The 12,796-nt window shown below is 59.2% G+C and carries 13 protein-coding genes; all 13 read right to left on the bottom strand.

The features are described 5' to 3' along the window. Nucleotides 1-23 precede the first annotated feature (23 nt). Nucleotides 24-1,091, bottom strand: coding sequence for a dihydropteroate synthase (gene folP, locus ASN_RS07455; RefSeq protein WP_231948424.1), 1,068 nt, complete (start codon nt 1,089-1,091; stop codon nt 24-26). A 37-nt stretch (nt 1,092-1,128) separates the two neighbouring features. Next, nucleotides 1,129-3,075 (bottom strand): ATP-dependent zinc metalloprotease FtsH, encoded by a 1,947-nt coding sequence (gene ftsH / locus ASN_RS07450; protein ID WP_035382664.1) that lies wholly within the window; start codon nt 3,073-3,075, stop codon nt 1,129-1,131. Nucleotides 3,076-3,252: 177 nt separating this feature from the next. Continuing rightward, complete coding sequence (tilS, locus tag ASN_RS07445) at nt 3,253-4,482, bottom strand: tRNA lysidine(34) synthetase TilS (protein ID WP_082666615.1); 1,230 nt, start codon at nt 4,480-4,482, stop codon at nt 3,253-3,255. Between the two features lie 89 nt (nt 4,483-4,571). Beyond that, complete coding sequence (locus ASN_RS07440) at nt 4,572-5,444, bottom strand: tol-pal system YbgF family protein (RefSeq protein WP_231948422.1); 873 nt, start codon at nt 5,442-5,444, stop codon at nt 4,572-4,574. A gap of 152 nt (nt 5,445-5,596) precedes the next feature. After that, on the bottom strand, nt 5,597-6,073 hold the full coding sequence (gene pal / locus ASN_RS07435) for a peptidoglycan-associated lipoprotein Pal (protein WP_006559846.1): 477 nt from the start codon (nt 6,071-6,073) through the stop codon (nt 5,597-5,599). A 442-nt stretch (nt 6,074-6,515) separates the two neighbouring features. Further along, nucleotides 6,516-7,880: a Tol-Pal system beta propeller repeat protein TolB gene (gene tolB, locus ASN_RS07430; RefSeq protein ID WP_006559844.1), complete on the bottom strand. Its 1,365-nt coding sequence runs from the start codon at nt 7,878-7,880 to the stop codon at nt 6,516-6,518. A gap of 25 nt (nt 7,881-7,905) precedes the next feature. After that, on the bottom strand, nt 7,906-8,898 hold the full coding sequence (locus tag ASN_RS07425) for a hypothetical protein (RefSeq protein ID WP_006559843.1): 993 nt from the start codon (nt 8,896-8,898) through the stop codon (nt 7,906-7,908). A gap of 27 nt (nt 8,899-8,925) precedes the next feature. Beyond that, nucleotides 8,926-9,357, bottom strand: a complete 432-nt coding sequence (gene tolR, locus ASN_RS07420) for a protein TolR (RefSeq protein ID WP_058987758.1) — start codon at nt 9,355-9,357, stop codon at nt 8,926-8,928. Nucleotides 9,358-9,360: 3 nt separating this feature from the next. Next, nucleotides 9,361-10,101, bottom strand: a complete 741-nt coding sequence (gene tolQ / locus ASN_RS07415; RefSeq protein ID WP_176364784.1) for a protein TolQ — start codon at nt 10,099-10,101, stop codon at nt 9,361-9,363. A gap of 95 nt (nt 10,102-10,196) precedes the next feature. Further along, nucleotides 10,197-10,610, bottom strand: coding sequence for a tol-pal system-associated acyl-CoA thioesterase (gene ybgC, locus ASN_RS07410; protein WP_006557692.1), 414 nt, complete (start codon nt 10,608-10,610; stop codon nt 10,197-10,199). Continuing rightward, the gene (ruvB, locus tag ASN_RS07405; protein ID WP_006557693.1) at nt 10,607-11,686 is read right to left on the bottom strand and encodes a Holliday junction branch migration DNA helicase RuvB; all 1,080 of its coding nucleotides are present in this window, start codon (nt 11,684-11,686) and stop codon (nt 10,607-10,609) included. The genes ybgC and ruvB overlap by 4 nt, the downstream gene beginning before the upstream one ends. Next, nucleotides 11,683-12,291, bottom strand: coding sequence for a Holliday junction branch migration protein RuvA (gene ruvA, locus ASN_RS07400; protein ID WP_006557694.1), 609 nt, complete (start codon nt 12,289-12,291; stop codon nt 11,683-11,685). Before ruvA ends, ruvB begins: the two co-directional genes overlap by 4 nt. Then, nucleotides 12,288-12,794, bottom strand: a complete 507-nt coding sequence (gene ruvC, locus ASN_RS07395; RefSeq protein ID WP_006557695.1) for a crossover junction endodeoxyribonuclease RuvC — start codon at nt 12,792-12,794, stop codon at nt 12,288-12,290. Before ruvC ends, ruvA begins: the two co-directional genes overlap by 4 nt. Nucleotides 12,795-12,796 lie beyond the last annotated feature (2 nt).

Raw genomic sequence — 12,796 nt, 5'->3', positions numbered from 1 at the left:
AGACCCCTAACAGCCGTCTTTTTTCAGGTTGCGTGTACGGCCCGCCACAACTTTACTGCCTGCACCATTCCTTCCACCGCATGCACGCGCAAAAGACTGTTCCCCAAAGGGAGAGCCTCCAATGTGGCGGCCTGTGTGGCCGGGTCCCTCCGCGCGGGGTCTGACACCCCTGTTAACGCTCCGATCATACGTTTACGGGACACCCCCAGCAGCACGCGGCAACCCAGATTGGCCAGCAAAGGCAAACGGGACAGCATTTCGAGGTTCTGTTCTGTGGTTTTGGCAAAACCCAAACCGGGATCAATCACCAGCCGCTCACGTGCAATGCCACCTTCCACCGCAGCACACACTCTCTTGCCCAGTTCCCTCACCACCTCACATGCCACATCCTGATACACGGCATGCTGCGCCATGGTTTCCGGAACGCCCCGCATATGCATCAACACCACGCCGCACTCACGCTCCGCCAGAAGCGGCAAAGCATCTGGATCATGCACCAGGGCTGAAACATCATTGATCACATCAGCGCCGGCAGCCAGAGCCTGTTCCATCACCAGACTATTACGGGTATCCACGGAAAGAACCGTGCCTTTGGCCTGTGCCCTCAGGGCGATGAGGGCTGGCCCTATCCGATCCCACTCCTGCTGGGGTGTGACGGGCAGGGCACCGGGGCGAGTGCTTTCCCCACCCAGATCAAGCACACCCGCACCGGCCTGAACCATCGCCAGCCCGCCTGTGACCGCATTAGCAGTTTCCAGGTGATGGCCTCCATCACTGAAACTGTCTGGCGTGAGGTTGAGAATACCCATAACCAAGGGGGTCTCGGGCAACATCCCGCTGACCGGGCTCCTTGCAACTCGCGCCAGCTCCGGCTGCCAACTGGCAGGGATAGAGGCTACGGGTACAAACCCGCTCCGTGCATCATCCTCTATCAGATCGGCACAGGTAAAAGCCGCAGGCCCCCCTGCCAGCGGCAAGGCATTTCCGCGTTGCACTGCCTGCCGGGCCGCCACGCCATACAGCAGCCCTGCGGGCTCCACCAACCGCCTGAAATCCATGACTCTCCCCCCGAAACGCAAAGAAGGCGGCATTGCTGCCGCCTTCCTTTAACCATAGCTCATCCTGCTCTTAGCCCGGCTGAGGCACGGGTGTCATGCCACCCTCATCCCCTTCCGGCTTGGAACCGGGCGGTGTGATGTCCGGCCCAGAAACCTGAGGCACGGAAGACCGACGGTTCACGGGAGCAGAGTCATCAATCTCTACCCGTTCAATCGGCTGTCCACGCATGATCTGGCGAATTTCCTCGCCTGTCAGCGTTTCAAACTCCAGCAGGGCTTCGGCCAGACGGTGCAGTTCATCCACGTGATCGTGCATGTAGTTGCGGGCCTGATCATAAGCCTCATCAATCAGGCGCTTGATTTCAGCATCAATTTCCTTGGCCGTATGTTCAGAGAAATTCTTGGCAGCCCCACCAAAGAAGCCCATGCCACCACCCTGATCATCATTGGCAAAGGCGATCATGCCAACCTTTTCGCTCATGCCCCATTCGGTCACCATGCTGCGGGCAACACGGGTCGCCATCTGGATATCACCCATCGCGCCGTTGCAGATGTTGTCCTTGCCGTAAACAACTTCCTCTGCCACGCGGCCACCCATGGCCACCACCAGATGAGCAATACAGTTCTTTTTGCTCATGGACAGGCGATCACCTTCAGGCAGACGCATCACCATACCCAGTGCCCGCCCACGCGGAATAATGGTCGCCTTGTGAATGGGTTCACTTTCCGGCACCAGCACAGCCGTAATGGCATGGCCAGCTTCATGATACGCCGTGCGCTTCTTTTCCTCATCACTCATGACAAGGGAACGACGCTCAGCACCCATCAGCACCTTGTCCTTGGCGTCTTCAAACTCACGCATGGCAACCGTGCGCTTGCCCAGACGGGCAGCAGCCAAAGCGGCCTCGTTCACCAGATTGGCAAGATCAGCCCCGGAGAAACCGGGCGTGCCACGGGCGATAATGCGCGGGTCCACGTCAGATGCCAGCGGAACCTTGCGCATGTGAACACGCAGGATTTTTTCACGGCCAGACACATCCGGGTTCGGCACTACAACCTGACGGTCAAACCGGCCGGGACGCAGCAGGGCCGGGTCCAGCACGTCAGGACGGTTGGTGGCCGCAATCAGAATAACGCCTTCGTTGCTTTCAAAGCCGTCCATTTCAACCAGCATCTGGTTGAGTGTCTGTTCGCGTTCATCATTGCCGCCGCCCATGCCTGCCCCACGGTGGCGGCCTACGGCGTCAATTTCGTCAATGAAGATAATGCACGGTGCAGCTTTCTTGCCCTGCTCGAACATGTCACGCACGCGGGAAGCACCCACACCTACGAACATTTCCACAAAGTCAGAGCCGGAAATGGTGAAGAACGGCACATTGGCTTCACCTGCAATGGCGCGCGCCAGCAGCGTCTTACCTGTCCCCGGAGGACCACACAGCAGAACCCCTTTAGGGATTTTACCGCCCAGACGGGTGAATTTCTGCGGGTCTTTAAGGAAATCGACAATTTCCTGCAACTCGCTTTTGGCTTCATCAATGCCAGCCACATCCTCAAACGTGACGCGACCATGCTTTTCCGTCAGCATCTTGGCGCGGGACTTGCCAAAGCCCATGGCCCGACCGCCGCCGCCCTGCATCTGGCGCATCATGAACAGCCATGCCCCCACCAGCAGAATAATGGGCAGAGAGTTCAGGAAGTAGCGCAGCAGCGGGCTGCCTTCCTGATCCAGCGGCTTGGCCACAACCTCAACTCCCTTGCCGACCATACGGCTGACAAGTGAAGGATCCTGCGGCGCAAACGTCTCAAAAGCGGTGCCGTCGGTCAGAGTGCCGGAGATATTGTGATTCTGCATCACAACGGAGCGGACATGGCCTGAATCCACGTCTGCCACGAAATCTGAATAGGCAAGCTGCTGGGCCGCATGCTGTGTGCTCCCCGGCTGGAAAACATCCACCAGCAAAAGCAGCAGCACGATGATGCTGACCCAGAGAGCCAAATTGCGGCCTAAATTGTTCATCTTGGCTGTGTTTCCATACTTATCGTGCGAGAGCGCCGGAGAGCCCCCAATCTGAGCGGCAGATGCCGGAAAATGCAACCTCTGCTGTTATAAATGGGACGCTGTACGGATATTCCTACCCCGCAAACAGTTTTTTCTGCCCGTTTGGTGACCTGCACAGCGCTTTTTTCTCCTGCCTTACTCTGGCAACTCTCCATACACACCGCTGCCAGAAACCGGAACAGGTGGGCGGAACGTAAACCGTGCTCCACACAGAACCGGATCTTCCCATATATTTAAATGAGGCACCGCAACACGCTGCCCCCGGTGCCACAGGGCTGGCAGGGTTGCGCATAAGCGCGCGGGCCAACCGGCACGGCTGGCGCGGGGCACGCCTATCCCTGCCGCACCCATCCGTAATCCTTCCGCCTCAAGCTCTGAAGGCAGGTGCAACACAAAACGGTTATCCCATAGGTTTCCATTCTGTGCGATCACACGACCCTGCATGGCTGCGGCCTCACGCAGTAAAATCCATTGCCCTTTATGCCGAAGCATCTGCACCCCCGCCAACGTGGCTGGTTGCGCTTCCTCACACAGGCGCGCGACGGCAGAGGGAGATGGAGGATAAGGCAATCCGCCCACGCTCCGGATAAGGGGAGAAAGCAGCGCTGGCTCCGGTAAGGTCGACCCCAGACACACCCACCCTTCCGGTAGAAACGCTGCGTTCTGCGCCAGATACTGCGTGTAATCCGCTTCCTGCTGCATGCGCGCCCGACCATAGCGGATGGCTTCTTGCCACAAGGTGTCTCGCCTATCTCCGGTGAGCAAAGCCTGCCGGACACGGACCCGTTCCGCTTTGGTATCCTCGTTGGAGGGATCATCCACCCACGCTACACCGGCCTGCAGCAATGTGTTGCGCAACGCCGCGCGAGAAAACCCCAGCAGAGGACGCACCAGCCGAATATCGGGCAGCACCGTGCTCCACCCCATCCCCGCCAACCCTGTTGGGCCGCTACCAGCACGGTGTCGCATGGCAACAGTTTCGGCCTGATCATCCGCTTGGTGCCCCAAGAGGAGATCAAGGCAGCCCATCTCCCGGCATGCGTGTGCCAGCGCCGCATAGCGCGCCTGCCGGGCACGCTCTGCCATGCGCGGGCCTTTTGCCAGATCTGTCAGTGTCAGAATACGTCCGGGCACGCCCAGATCCGCGAGACGACTTACCGTTAGACGGGCTTCTTCTGCGGATTCGGGGCGCAATCCATGGTCAACCACAAACGCAATAAGCCGCTTGCGCCAGCGCGACGCCAGCCACGCCAGGCAAAGACTATCCCCCCCGCCAGACACCGCAAGTGCGATGGGTGGAAAGGAGGGATCATCCGGCATCCATGGCCCAAGGCGTGTGATAATGGCCTGAAATTGCGCGGGCAAAACGGGAGTGTCAGAAAAAGGAGAGAGAGAAGGCAGAGCGCCATCGGCTTGCCAGAGTCCCTCCCCTTCAAAGTCGGTCAGTCCAGAAATTACTGGCAGCCGCCCCGACCGGCATAAATTTCAGCAGCATGAGAAACGCGCTGTGTTGGTGAGGGAAACTCTGACTTCAGTTTTCCCAGCGCCTGACACGCCGCCTTTTTGTCCCCCAACGCCAGCAGGGAAGCCGTAACACCCAGCAGGGCATCCGGCGCACGTGCACTTTTGGGAGCCTGACGGTACGCATCATAATACGCTACGGCAGACTGGCGGTATTGCTTTTCCCCGGCCAGAGACTGCGCCAGCAGGAACTGGGCATCGACCTTGAAGCTGCCTTTGGCATTTTTCAAAGCGCCCTCGGCGTTCTCGTGAGCGGTTGCGTAATCACGCTTCTGCAAGGCGGCTTTCCCGGCGGCCAGCATGGCGTCAGGCGTTGTCGGCTTGGCCGCAGCATCCGTTCCACTCCCGCTTGCTGCGGACGCGGTCGCTGCAGTTGCTGCCCCCGCTGCGGCACCAGCAGCAGCCCCGCCGCCGCCGTTCTGCGCGGCAAACTGTGCATCCGCTACCTGTTTGGAAAGCGCGGCTGTCTGCTTTTGCAGATCATTGGTAAGCTGATCAATCTCACCCCGCATTTCACGCTGCTGTTGTTCAAGCGTGTTCACCCGTTCCAGAAGCTGGGCTGTGAGATCCCCACCGCCACCGGATGACGGCGCGGGGGTAGAGGATGGCGCAGGCAGCGCGCCACTTCCCCCTGAAGACTGGATCTGGCTCAGCTGCTGCTGAAGCGCCATGATCTGGTTTTGCAGAGCAAGCCCTTCACGGCTGGAAACCTCCTGCGCATGCGCAAGCGGCGTGCCGGCGGCCAACACGGCAGCCAGCGGAAGACCCAGCACGGCCATGCGCCCGCAGGCGGAAACTGATGTCATCACCAGGCGTTTCATAAAGACCTCACCCTTTTAAAAAAGCGGGCAAGGATTTCATCATTCCAGCCCGGAAAACAAGAGCCTGAACGCAAAAACAGGCTGGGCGAAAACCACCCAGCCTGCTTTTTCAGACCAAATATGAACGAACTCGAAACTTATTTGACAGAAGTAATCGCGTTACGGTTCTGGGCCCATGCGCTTTCATCATCACCAACTGCGGTCGGGCGGTCCTTACCGTAGGAGATGGTGGAAATGCGGGAGGAATCAACCCCTTTGGCCACCAGGAAGTCACGCGCGGCGTTTGCACGACGCTGACCCAGAGCAATGTTGTATTCTTCCGTGCCGCGGTCATCGCAGTTGCCGGCAACTTCAACGTTGACCTGCGGGTACTGAGCCAGCCAAGAGGCCTGCTTCTGCAGGGTGGTCTGGGCGTCAGAGGTCAGGCCGCTCTTGTTCAGATCAAAGAACACGCGGTCCCCAACGTTGGCGACCAGATCGGCTTCACTACCGGGAACTGGGCCGCTCGGCTGTGCCGTTGCTGCACCCGTGGACGCACCGGTATCCGCCTTTTCATGCGCACAGGCAGAAAGAAGGGCAACCATACCAAGTGCAGCGATAAACTTCAGTCTCATGTGTCGGATCCTGAGATTAGTTCAATATGAGAACTATTCGGAGAGAAAAAACAAACTTAAGTGCTTGCATCCCCGCGTATTCTTCTGCTCCTCTCCGAAGCCTTCGAAGAGCCGACGAATTTTGGAGACCACCTTGCCCTAAGCCATAGCTTATTCTTCCGGTCAAGCGACATCTCAGATTTAGATGACAGCCATTCGCAAACCGATGCCAAATAGCCACAGAAGGGCGTCAACGGCAGCAGTTTACTAAGCATGCGAAGTAATCGAATCGCATTTCAGGCTTTTTATTTCGATACAATCCACACCTCTCCAGTTGGAGTCGGGTGTCTTGTTGTCCATTATCCGCCCCAATGCGGCATAAAAAAGGCGGAGCGGGCAAATTTCCCGTCCGCCTTTCATGACCTCGTTTTCGCGCACCCTTAGGCGCGCAAACTAAAGCCTCTTAGCCGTTAAGAGGAGACCATGCCGGATCAGACGCCTGCCCCGGTGTTGGCAGAACGCGATCATTGAAGCCGGTGATATCCACCATGCCGATCGTGGAGTTAAAGCCTGCCCCCCCTGCGCCAGCGCGGGTCTGGCGGCAATAGGCCAGAACACGGCCGTTGGGGCAGAAACTCGGGCTTTCCACTGTAAAGCCTTCGGTCATGATCCGTTCACCCGTGCCATCCGGGTTCATGACCCCCAGAGAGAAGCTGCCATTGGCAATGCGGGTAAAGGCAATCAGATCCCCGCGCGGAGACCATACCGGAGACCCATACGTGCCGTTGCCATAAGAAATACGGCGTGCCCCGCCGCCTGACGCACTCATGATGTACAACTGCGGGCTGCCGCCACGGTCAGAGTTGAAAACAATCTGTGAGCCATCGGGGCTGTAGCTGGGGCTGGTGTCAATGGCGCCGGATGCCGTGATCTGGCGGCGCGAGCCAGAGGCCAGATCAACCACGAACAGGTCTGACCCACCATTACGGGTAACGGACAGAACAACGGAGCGACCATCTGGAGAGAAACGGGGCGCGAAGGAAATCCCCGCAAACTCACCCAGAATCTGCTGGCGGCCACTGCCGAGGTCAAACAGATACACCCGCGGACGATTATTGGCGTAGGACATGAAGGCCACCTGATCCTTCACCGGGCTGAAGCGCGGTGTCAGGGTCAGCCAGTTGCCTGCCGTCAACATGCGGGCATTCGCGCCGTCCTGATCCATGATGGCAAGACGTGTACGCTGATGGGCCCGCGCGCCAGAGCGAGAAATGAAGGCGATACGGGTATCAAAGTACCCTTTTTCACCCAGCATGCGCTCATAGATCACATCCCCCACAATGTGGGCGATCCGCCGCCAGTTGGCGGAAGATGTTGTGTAGGCCGTGCCCTGAATCTGCTGCTGTGTCAGTACATCCCACAGACGCATTTCCACCCGGACGGACCCGCTGCCGGAAACTGTACCTGTTACCAGCGCCCGTGCACCAGTTGCTTTTGCGGTAGAGAAATCTGGCGCGCCCGTGGAGGCCCCACCCGGCAGAACCTTGAACAGGCCTGTATTGGTCAGATCATTGCTCAGCACTTCTGCAATCTGAGCACCCAGCCCACCGCCAAAATTGGGCAGGATAATGGGGATCGGTGCCGTGCGGGCCTGATCAACAGTAATTTCCGCTTCCGGTGCGGCGGCAGCGGCTGCCATGGCGGAAAGCGGGGTTGCCAGCAGGCCCCCTGCTGCCAGCCCGGCTCCCATCACGGTACGGCGGCCCAGAAAAGACTTCAGGTTGTCGGCATCCTGGTCAGAAATAATCGGCCGGGTATTCGTCAGCATACGTTTTTTCTCCCTGTGGCCTGAATCAAGGCCTGAATATAAATTTCAACTGCCGGGTCTGACCCAGAAGGTTTTTGGGAATTGGCAGCTTGGAACAGGTCGGGCTCAAAACCGCCGCCCGCGCCCGTTCCGCCAGAGCACGATAGGAAGGATCAGCGTTCATCTGTGCCTGTGTCTGCGGAGCAAACTGCACAATACGCGCCTCCCCTGTGGCATCCACCGTCACAATCAGGTGCGCCACAAAGGTCGCGTAATTCTTTGCGGCCGTATCTTCCGTATAGCAGCGCCGCACTGCCCCCCCGATGGCCTTCTGCTCACCCACACTCAGGCTGCGCGTAATATCCCCGGTGGGTGACCCACCCCCATTGGGTGCACCACCCTGCACGGGGTTGGCCTTTGCCGTGGGCGCATGCGTCTGCTTCTGGTCCGACCGGAATGAATCCAGGGTCTCCAGCAGAGAATGGCTGTCCGTCTGGGTTTTCTTCGCCTTGTTCGGCTGCGTGATATGCGACGGAATAGGCGTATCAGGCAGCGTATCCGTGGGTTCAGTCACGGGAGAAGGCGGCGCCACGCTCGGCGTCGCTTTTGGGGGCGACGGCGGAGACGGCGGCGTTTTCACCACATCCGGAGAAGGCTCATCCGCTTTGGGCGGAATGGGCGTATCAGGCAGCTTTTCCGCTTCCGGCACGGGCGGTGGCGGAATGGGCTGCGGTGGGGGTGGCGGAGGTGGCGATTCCTCGTTCGGAACAGGCTTAGGCGGTTCCGGCGTAGGCGGCGCATCATTCGGCACAGGGGCCGGAGCGGGCGCAGGTGTCGGGGAAGGCTTGTCAGCCTTGGCCGTGGAGCCGCCACTGTCAGCGCTTTCAAACTGCATTTCCACAACCGGAGGAGGTTCCTCCGGCGGCTTGGGGGCAGGCAGGGAAAGAAGAAGCGCCAACAGAAGCGCAATGTGCGCCCCGCCTGACAGATAGAGAGACCGCCGAAGCAGAATCTGTTCGGAACGGCGTGGCCGCACCATGAGTTTGTCCTCTCCGCGTGGGAGAATTTAGTGCCCGCTGCTGGCGGGTTGCTGCGCCAGCAGGGCCACGTGGGTGAAGCCGCCTTCGGTGATCTGCCCCATCACCTGCATGACACGCCCATAATCAATATGAGCATCACCACGGACAAAAATACGGTGTTCCGCATCGTTATTGGCAGCAGCGTTGAGCTGCGTCACCAACTGGTCCGGCGAGACTTCGGAATCTCCCAGATAAAGCGTTCCGTCAGACTTGATGGACACCGTTATGGGTTTGGTATCTGAATTAACGGGCCGGGCATCGGTCTTGGGCAGGTCCACGTTCACGCCGCTTGTCATCATGGGGGATGTGACCATGAAGATGATAAGCAGAACCAGCATGACGTCCACCATGGGTGTCACGTTGATTTCGGCCATCGGACGCCGCCTGCGGCGCCCCCCTCCTCCCGACGGCATCGCCATGGCTCAGGCCCTTTCTTCGGACTGGCGGGAAAGAATGGCCGCAAATTCCGTGCCAAACCCTTCCAGACGGTCCTGGAACAGATCAAGGCTGTTGCTGATCACGTTATAGGCCACATAAGCAGGCACAGCCGTAAGCAGGCCAATGGCCGTTGCAAACAGGGCTTCTGAAATACCGGGGGCCACAACGCTCAGATTGGTGTTGTGCATGGCGGCAATGGACGCAAAGGAATGCATGATCCCCCACACCGTGCCAAACAGGCCGACAAACGGTGCAACGGGCGCCACTGTCGCCAGAAAAATCACCCAACGGCGCAGGCGGTCCATTTCACGCGTCACCGTAATGCCAATGGCGCGGTCAACACGTTCCTTCACACCCCCGCGCACCAGATCCACACCGGGGATACGGGCAGAACGCCGCCATTCCCCCATAGCGGCACCGAATACGGCAGCCAGCGGGTGCACCGGCTTGGCGCCATCACTTTCATACAGATCATCAAGGCTGCCGCCAGACCAGAACCGGTCTTCAAAGGCTGAGGCCTGTTTGTTGATCCGCCGCAGTGTAACAATCTTGTCGAAAATAATGGCCCAAACCATCACGCTACACAGCACAAGCCCCAGCATGACCAGTTTGACCATAAAGGAGGCATTCATAAACATGCCCCATACCGACAGATCTCCCGCCGCTGCTACGCCGAGATTTGCCGCGTCAACCGCACGATCCAAAAACGCCTCCTGCCTCTGCACCCATAGTGGGCAACCAGTCACCGACTCGGGCTTTTACCTATGCTGCCCAACTGCACCGTTTTTACTGTCTTCCGTGCGAAAGCAGAAGAGGGCCTCTACTCTTCCGCTTCAAGTCGGCGTAAAAGATCACGCCATAACGGCGGAAATCGGGCAGGACGACCATCTTTTGCTTTGACGCAGGCCAGAACCACGTCAACACGCGCGCAAAATTCATCACCGCGGGTAAAAACCTGCTCAAGTCTGCAACTCGCAGCCTTTTGCTCAAGCAGGCGCGTGGTGACGGTTGCAATATCATCAAGCGTGAGCGGCACCCGGTAATTGATCGTGGCGTCCCGCACCACAAACACCAGCCCGAACTCGGATAAAAGACTGGCCGCCGGCATGCCCAAGCTGCGAATGGCCTCCGTGCGGGCCCGCTCGGCAAACGCCAGATACCGGGCGTGATACACAATGCCCCCTGCATCTGTATCTTCATAATAAATGCGAAAATCGATGCTATGCGTGGTCATTCGCCCTCCTCATCTTCCGGCAGAAGATCCATCTGGGCTGAACGCGGCTCATCCGGTCTGGCCGGTGGGGTCAGACCCAGATGCCGCCAGCCCCGCTCCCCAAGCATGCGCCCCCGACTGGTACGCATAATCAGCCCTTCCTGAATCAGATAAGGCTCAATCACGTCTTCCAGTGTGTCCCGCGCTTCAGCCAAGGCGGCAGCAAGTGTCTCTACGCCAACCGGGCCGCCATGGTGATATTCCGCAATGCGGCGCAGGTAACGGCGGTCCATGGCATCCAGCCCCAGTGCATCCACTTCCAGACGACTGAGAGCCGCATCCGCAACCTCACGACTGACGGGAGCCGTGCCTTTGCCGCTTACCAGCGCAAAATCCCGCACCCGGCGCAGCAGACGCCCCGCAATACGGGGTGTGCCACGGGAACGGCGGGCAATTTCCTCCGCCCCCTCGCTGCTGAGCGCAAAGCCGAGCTTTTCCGCCCCGCGCGCCACAATCAGCCGGAGTTCATCCGGCGTATAGAACACCAGCCGAAGCGGAATACCAAAACGGTCCCGCAAGGGGGTAGCCAACAGGCCCGCACGGGTTGTTGCCGCCACCAAGGTAAAGGGGGGCAGATCAATCCGCACAGACCGTGCAGCCGGGCCTTCCCCAATAATCAGATCAAGCTGGAAATCTTCCATCGCGGGATAGAGAATTTCCTCGATCGCGGGCTGCAGGCGATGAATTTCATCAATAAACAGTACATCCCGCGGTTGCAGGTTGGTCAGGATGGCTGCCAGGTCACCAGCCCGTTGAATAACCGGGCCAGATGTTGCCCGAAACCCGACCCCGAGTTCACGAGAGACAATCTGCGCCAGTGTGGTTTTGCCCAACCCCGGTGGCCCATGCAGAAGAACATGGTCCAGGGCCTCTCCCCGCTGACGGGCAGCGGCAATAAACACGGCCAGATTTTCCCGACTCGCACGTTGTCCGGTAAAATCCGCCAGAGTTTGCGGGCGAAGCGACCCTTCTCCCGCATCATCTTCGTGGCGGCCAGCATCGATTTCCCGCTCAGGCGTGAAGTCAGCACCGCTCATCGGGCCAGCTCCTTCAGGCTATCCCGCAGCACTGTATCCAGCGTGGCGGCTGCACCGCGTTCGTCCAGCAAGCGCCGCACAACCGGCACAGCCTCCGAGCGACGGAAACCCAGACCGGCCAGCGCCATCAGGGCATCCGCCTCGATCCCGCCGCCAGGTGTGGCCGCAGCAGGGAACACAATCCCACCGCCACCGCCGGGCATTTTACCCGCTTTATCACGCAGTTCCGTCAGGATTCGGTCGGCCAGACGCCCCCCTACACCCGGTGCACGGGTCAGGCTGGCTTTGTCCGCTGTGGAAAGCGCAGCCACCAGTTCACCCGGAGAAAGTGTGGACAGAATCCCCAAGGCCACTTTGGCCCCAACGCCCTGCACGCTGGTCAGCAGCCGGAACCATTCACGTTCCGCGCTTTCCATGAAGCCGTACAGAAGAATGGCATCTTCCCGCACCACTGTTTCAATCAGCACGCGGGCTTTTTCCGGCGGGTTGGGCAGCGCCGCCAACGTGCGTGTGGACGCCGAGACCAGATATCCCACGCCGTTCACATCAATAACGCACGATCCTGTTTCAACCTGAATGACCAACCCGCACAGAAACGCAATCATGCCATTCTTACCCCGGCCGCAATGTGGCGGGCGCTGGCCCGATGATGCGCATGGCAAATGGCCACTGCCAATGCGTCAGACGCATCTGCCCGCAAAACCTTAACCCCAGGCAGCAGACGGCGCACCATCATTTCCACCTGATCCTTATCGGCAGAGCCTGTGCCCACAACAGATTTTTTAACAGACAACGCGCCGTATTCCGCCACATCCAACCCGGCCAAAGCCGGAGCCAGAAGGGCCACGCCACGCGCGTATCCCAATTTGAGCGTTGCTGTGCCGTTACGGTTAACGTAAGTTTCTTCAACTGCCGCTTCAGACGGAGCCAGACGGTCTATCAGCAATGTCAGGTTTTCGTGCAGCACCTTCAACCGGTCTGGCACGCTATCCGCGCTGTTGGTTGCAATCACGCCGTTTTCAACGTGCCGCAACCGGTTACCCTCGACATCAATCACACCCCAACCGGTAAACCGTAGGCCGGGATCAATGCCGAGCAGGCGCACCACTG

It is taken from the genome of Acetobacter senegalensis (genome assembly GCF_001499615.1).
GTDB classification, from domain to species: domain Bacteria; phylum Pseudomonadota; class Alphaproteobacteria; order Acetobacterales; family Acetobacteraceae; genus Acetobacter; species Acetobacter senegalensis.
Note: the sequence above shows the minus strand (reverse complement) of the source record. Positions and strands in the feature narration are given on the sequence as shown.

Excerpts from the sequence above, each read along its gene's own strand:
- ybgC (WP_006557692.1), bottom strand. The coding sequence starts at position 10,610 with ATGACCACGCATAGCATCGATTTTCGCATTTATTATGAAGATACAGAT.
- ASN_RS07425 (WP_006559843.1), bottom strand. The coding sequence starts at position 8,898 with ATGGTGCGGCCACGCCGTTCCGAACAGATTCTGCTTCGGCGGTCTCTC.
- tolR (WP_058987758.1), bottom strand. The coding sequence starts at position 9,357 with ATGGCGATGCCGTCGGGAGGAGGGGGGCGCCGCAGGCGGCGTCCGATG.
- tolB (WP_006559844.1), bottom strand. The coding sequence starts at position 7,880 with ATGCTGACGAATACCCGGCCGATTATTTCTGACCAGGATGCCGACAAC.
- ruvA (WP_006557694.1), bottom strand. The coding sequence starts at position 12,291 with ATGATTGCGTTTCTGTGCGGGTTGGTCATTCAGGTTGAAACAGGATCG.
- ASN_RS07440 (WP_231948422.1), bottom strand. The coding sequence starts at position 5,444 with ATGACATCAGTTTCCGCCTGCGGGCGCATGGCCGTGCTGGGTCTTCCG.
- ftsH (WP_035382664.1), bottom strand. The coding sequence starts at position 3,075 with ATGAACAATTTAGGCCGCAATTTGGCTCTCTGGGTCAGCATCATCGTG.
- ruvB (WP_006557693.1), bottom strand. The coding sequence starts at position 11,686 with ATGAGCGGTGCTGACTTCACGCCTGAGCGGGAAATCGATGCTGGCCGC.
- folP (WP_231948424.1), bottom strand. The coding sequence starts at position 1,091 with ATGCCGCCTTCTTTGCGTTTCGGGGGGAGAGTCATGGATTTCAGGCGG.
- pal (WP_006559846.1), bottom strand. The coding sequence starts at position 6,073 with ATGAGACTGAAGTTTATCGCTGCACTTGGTATGGTTGCCCTTCTTTCT.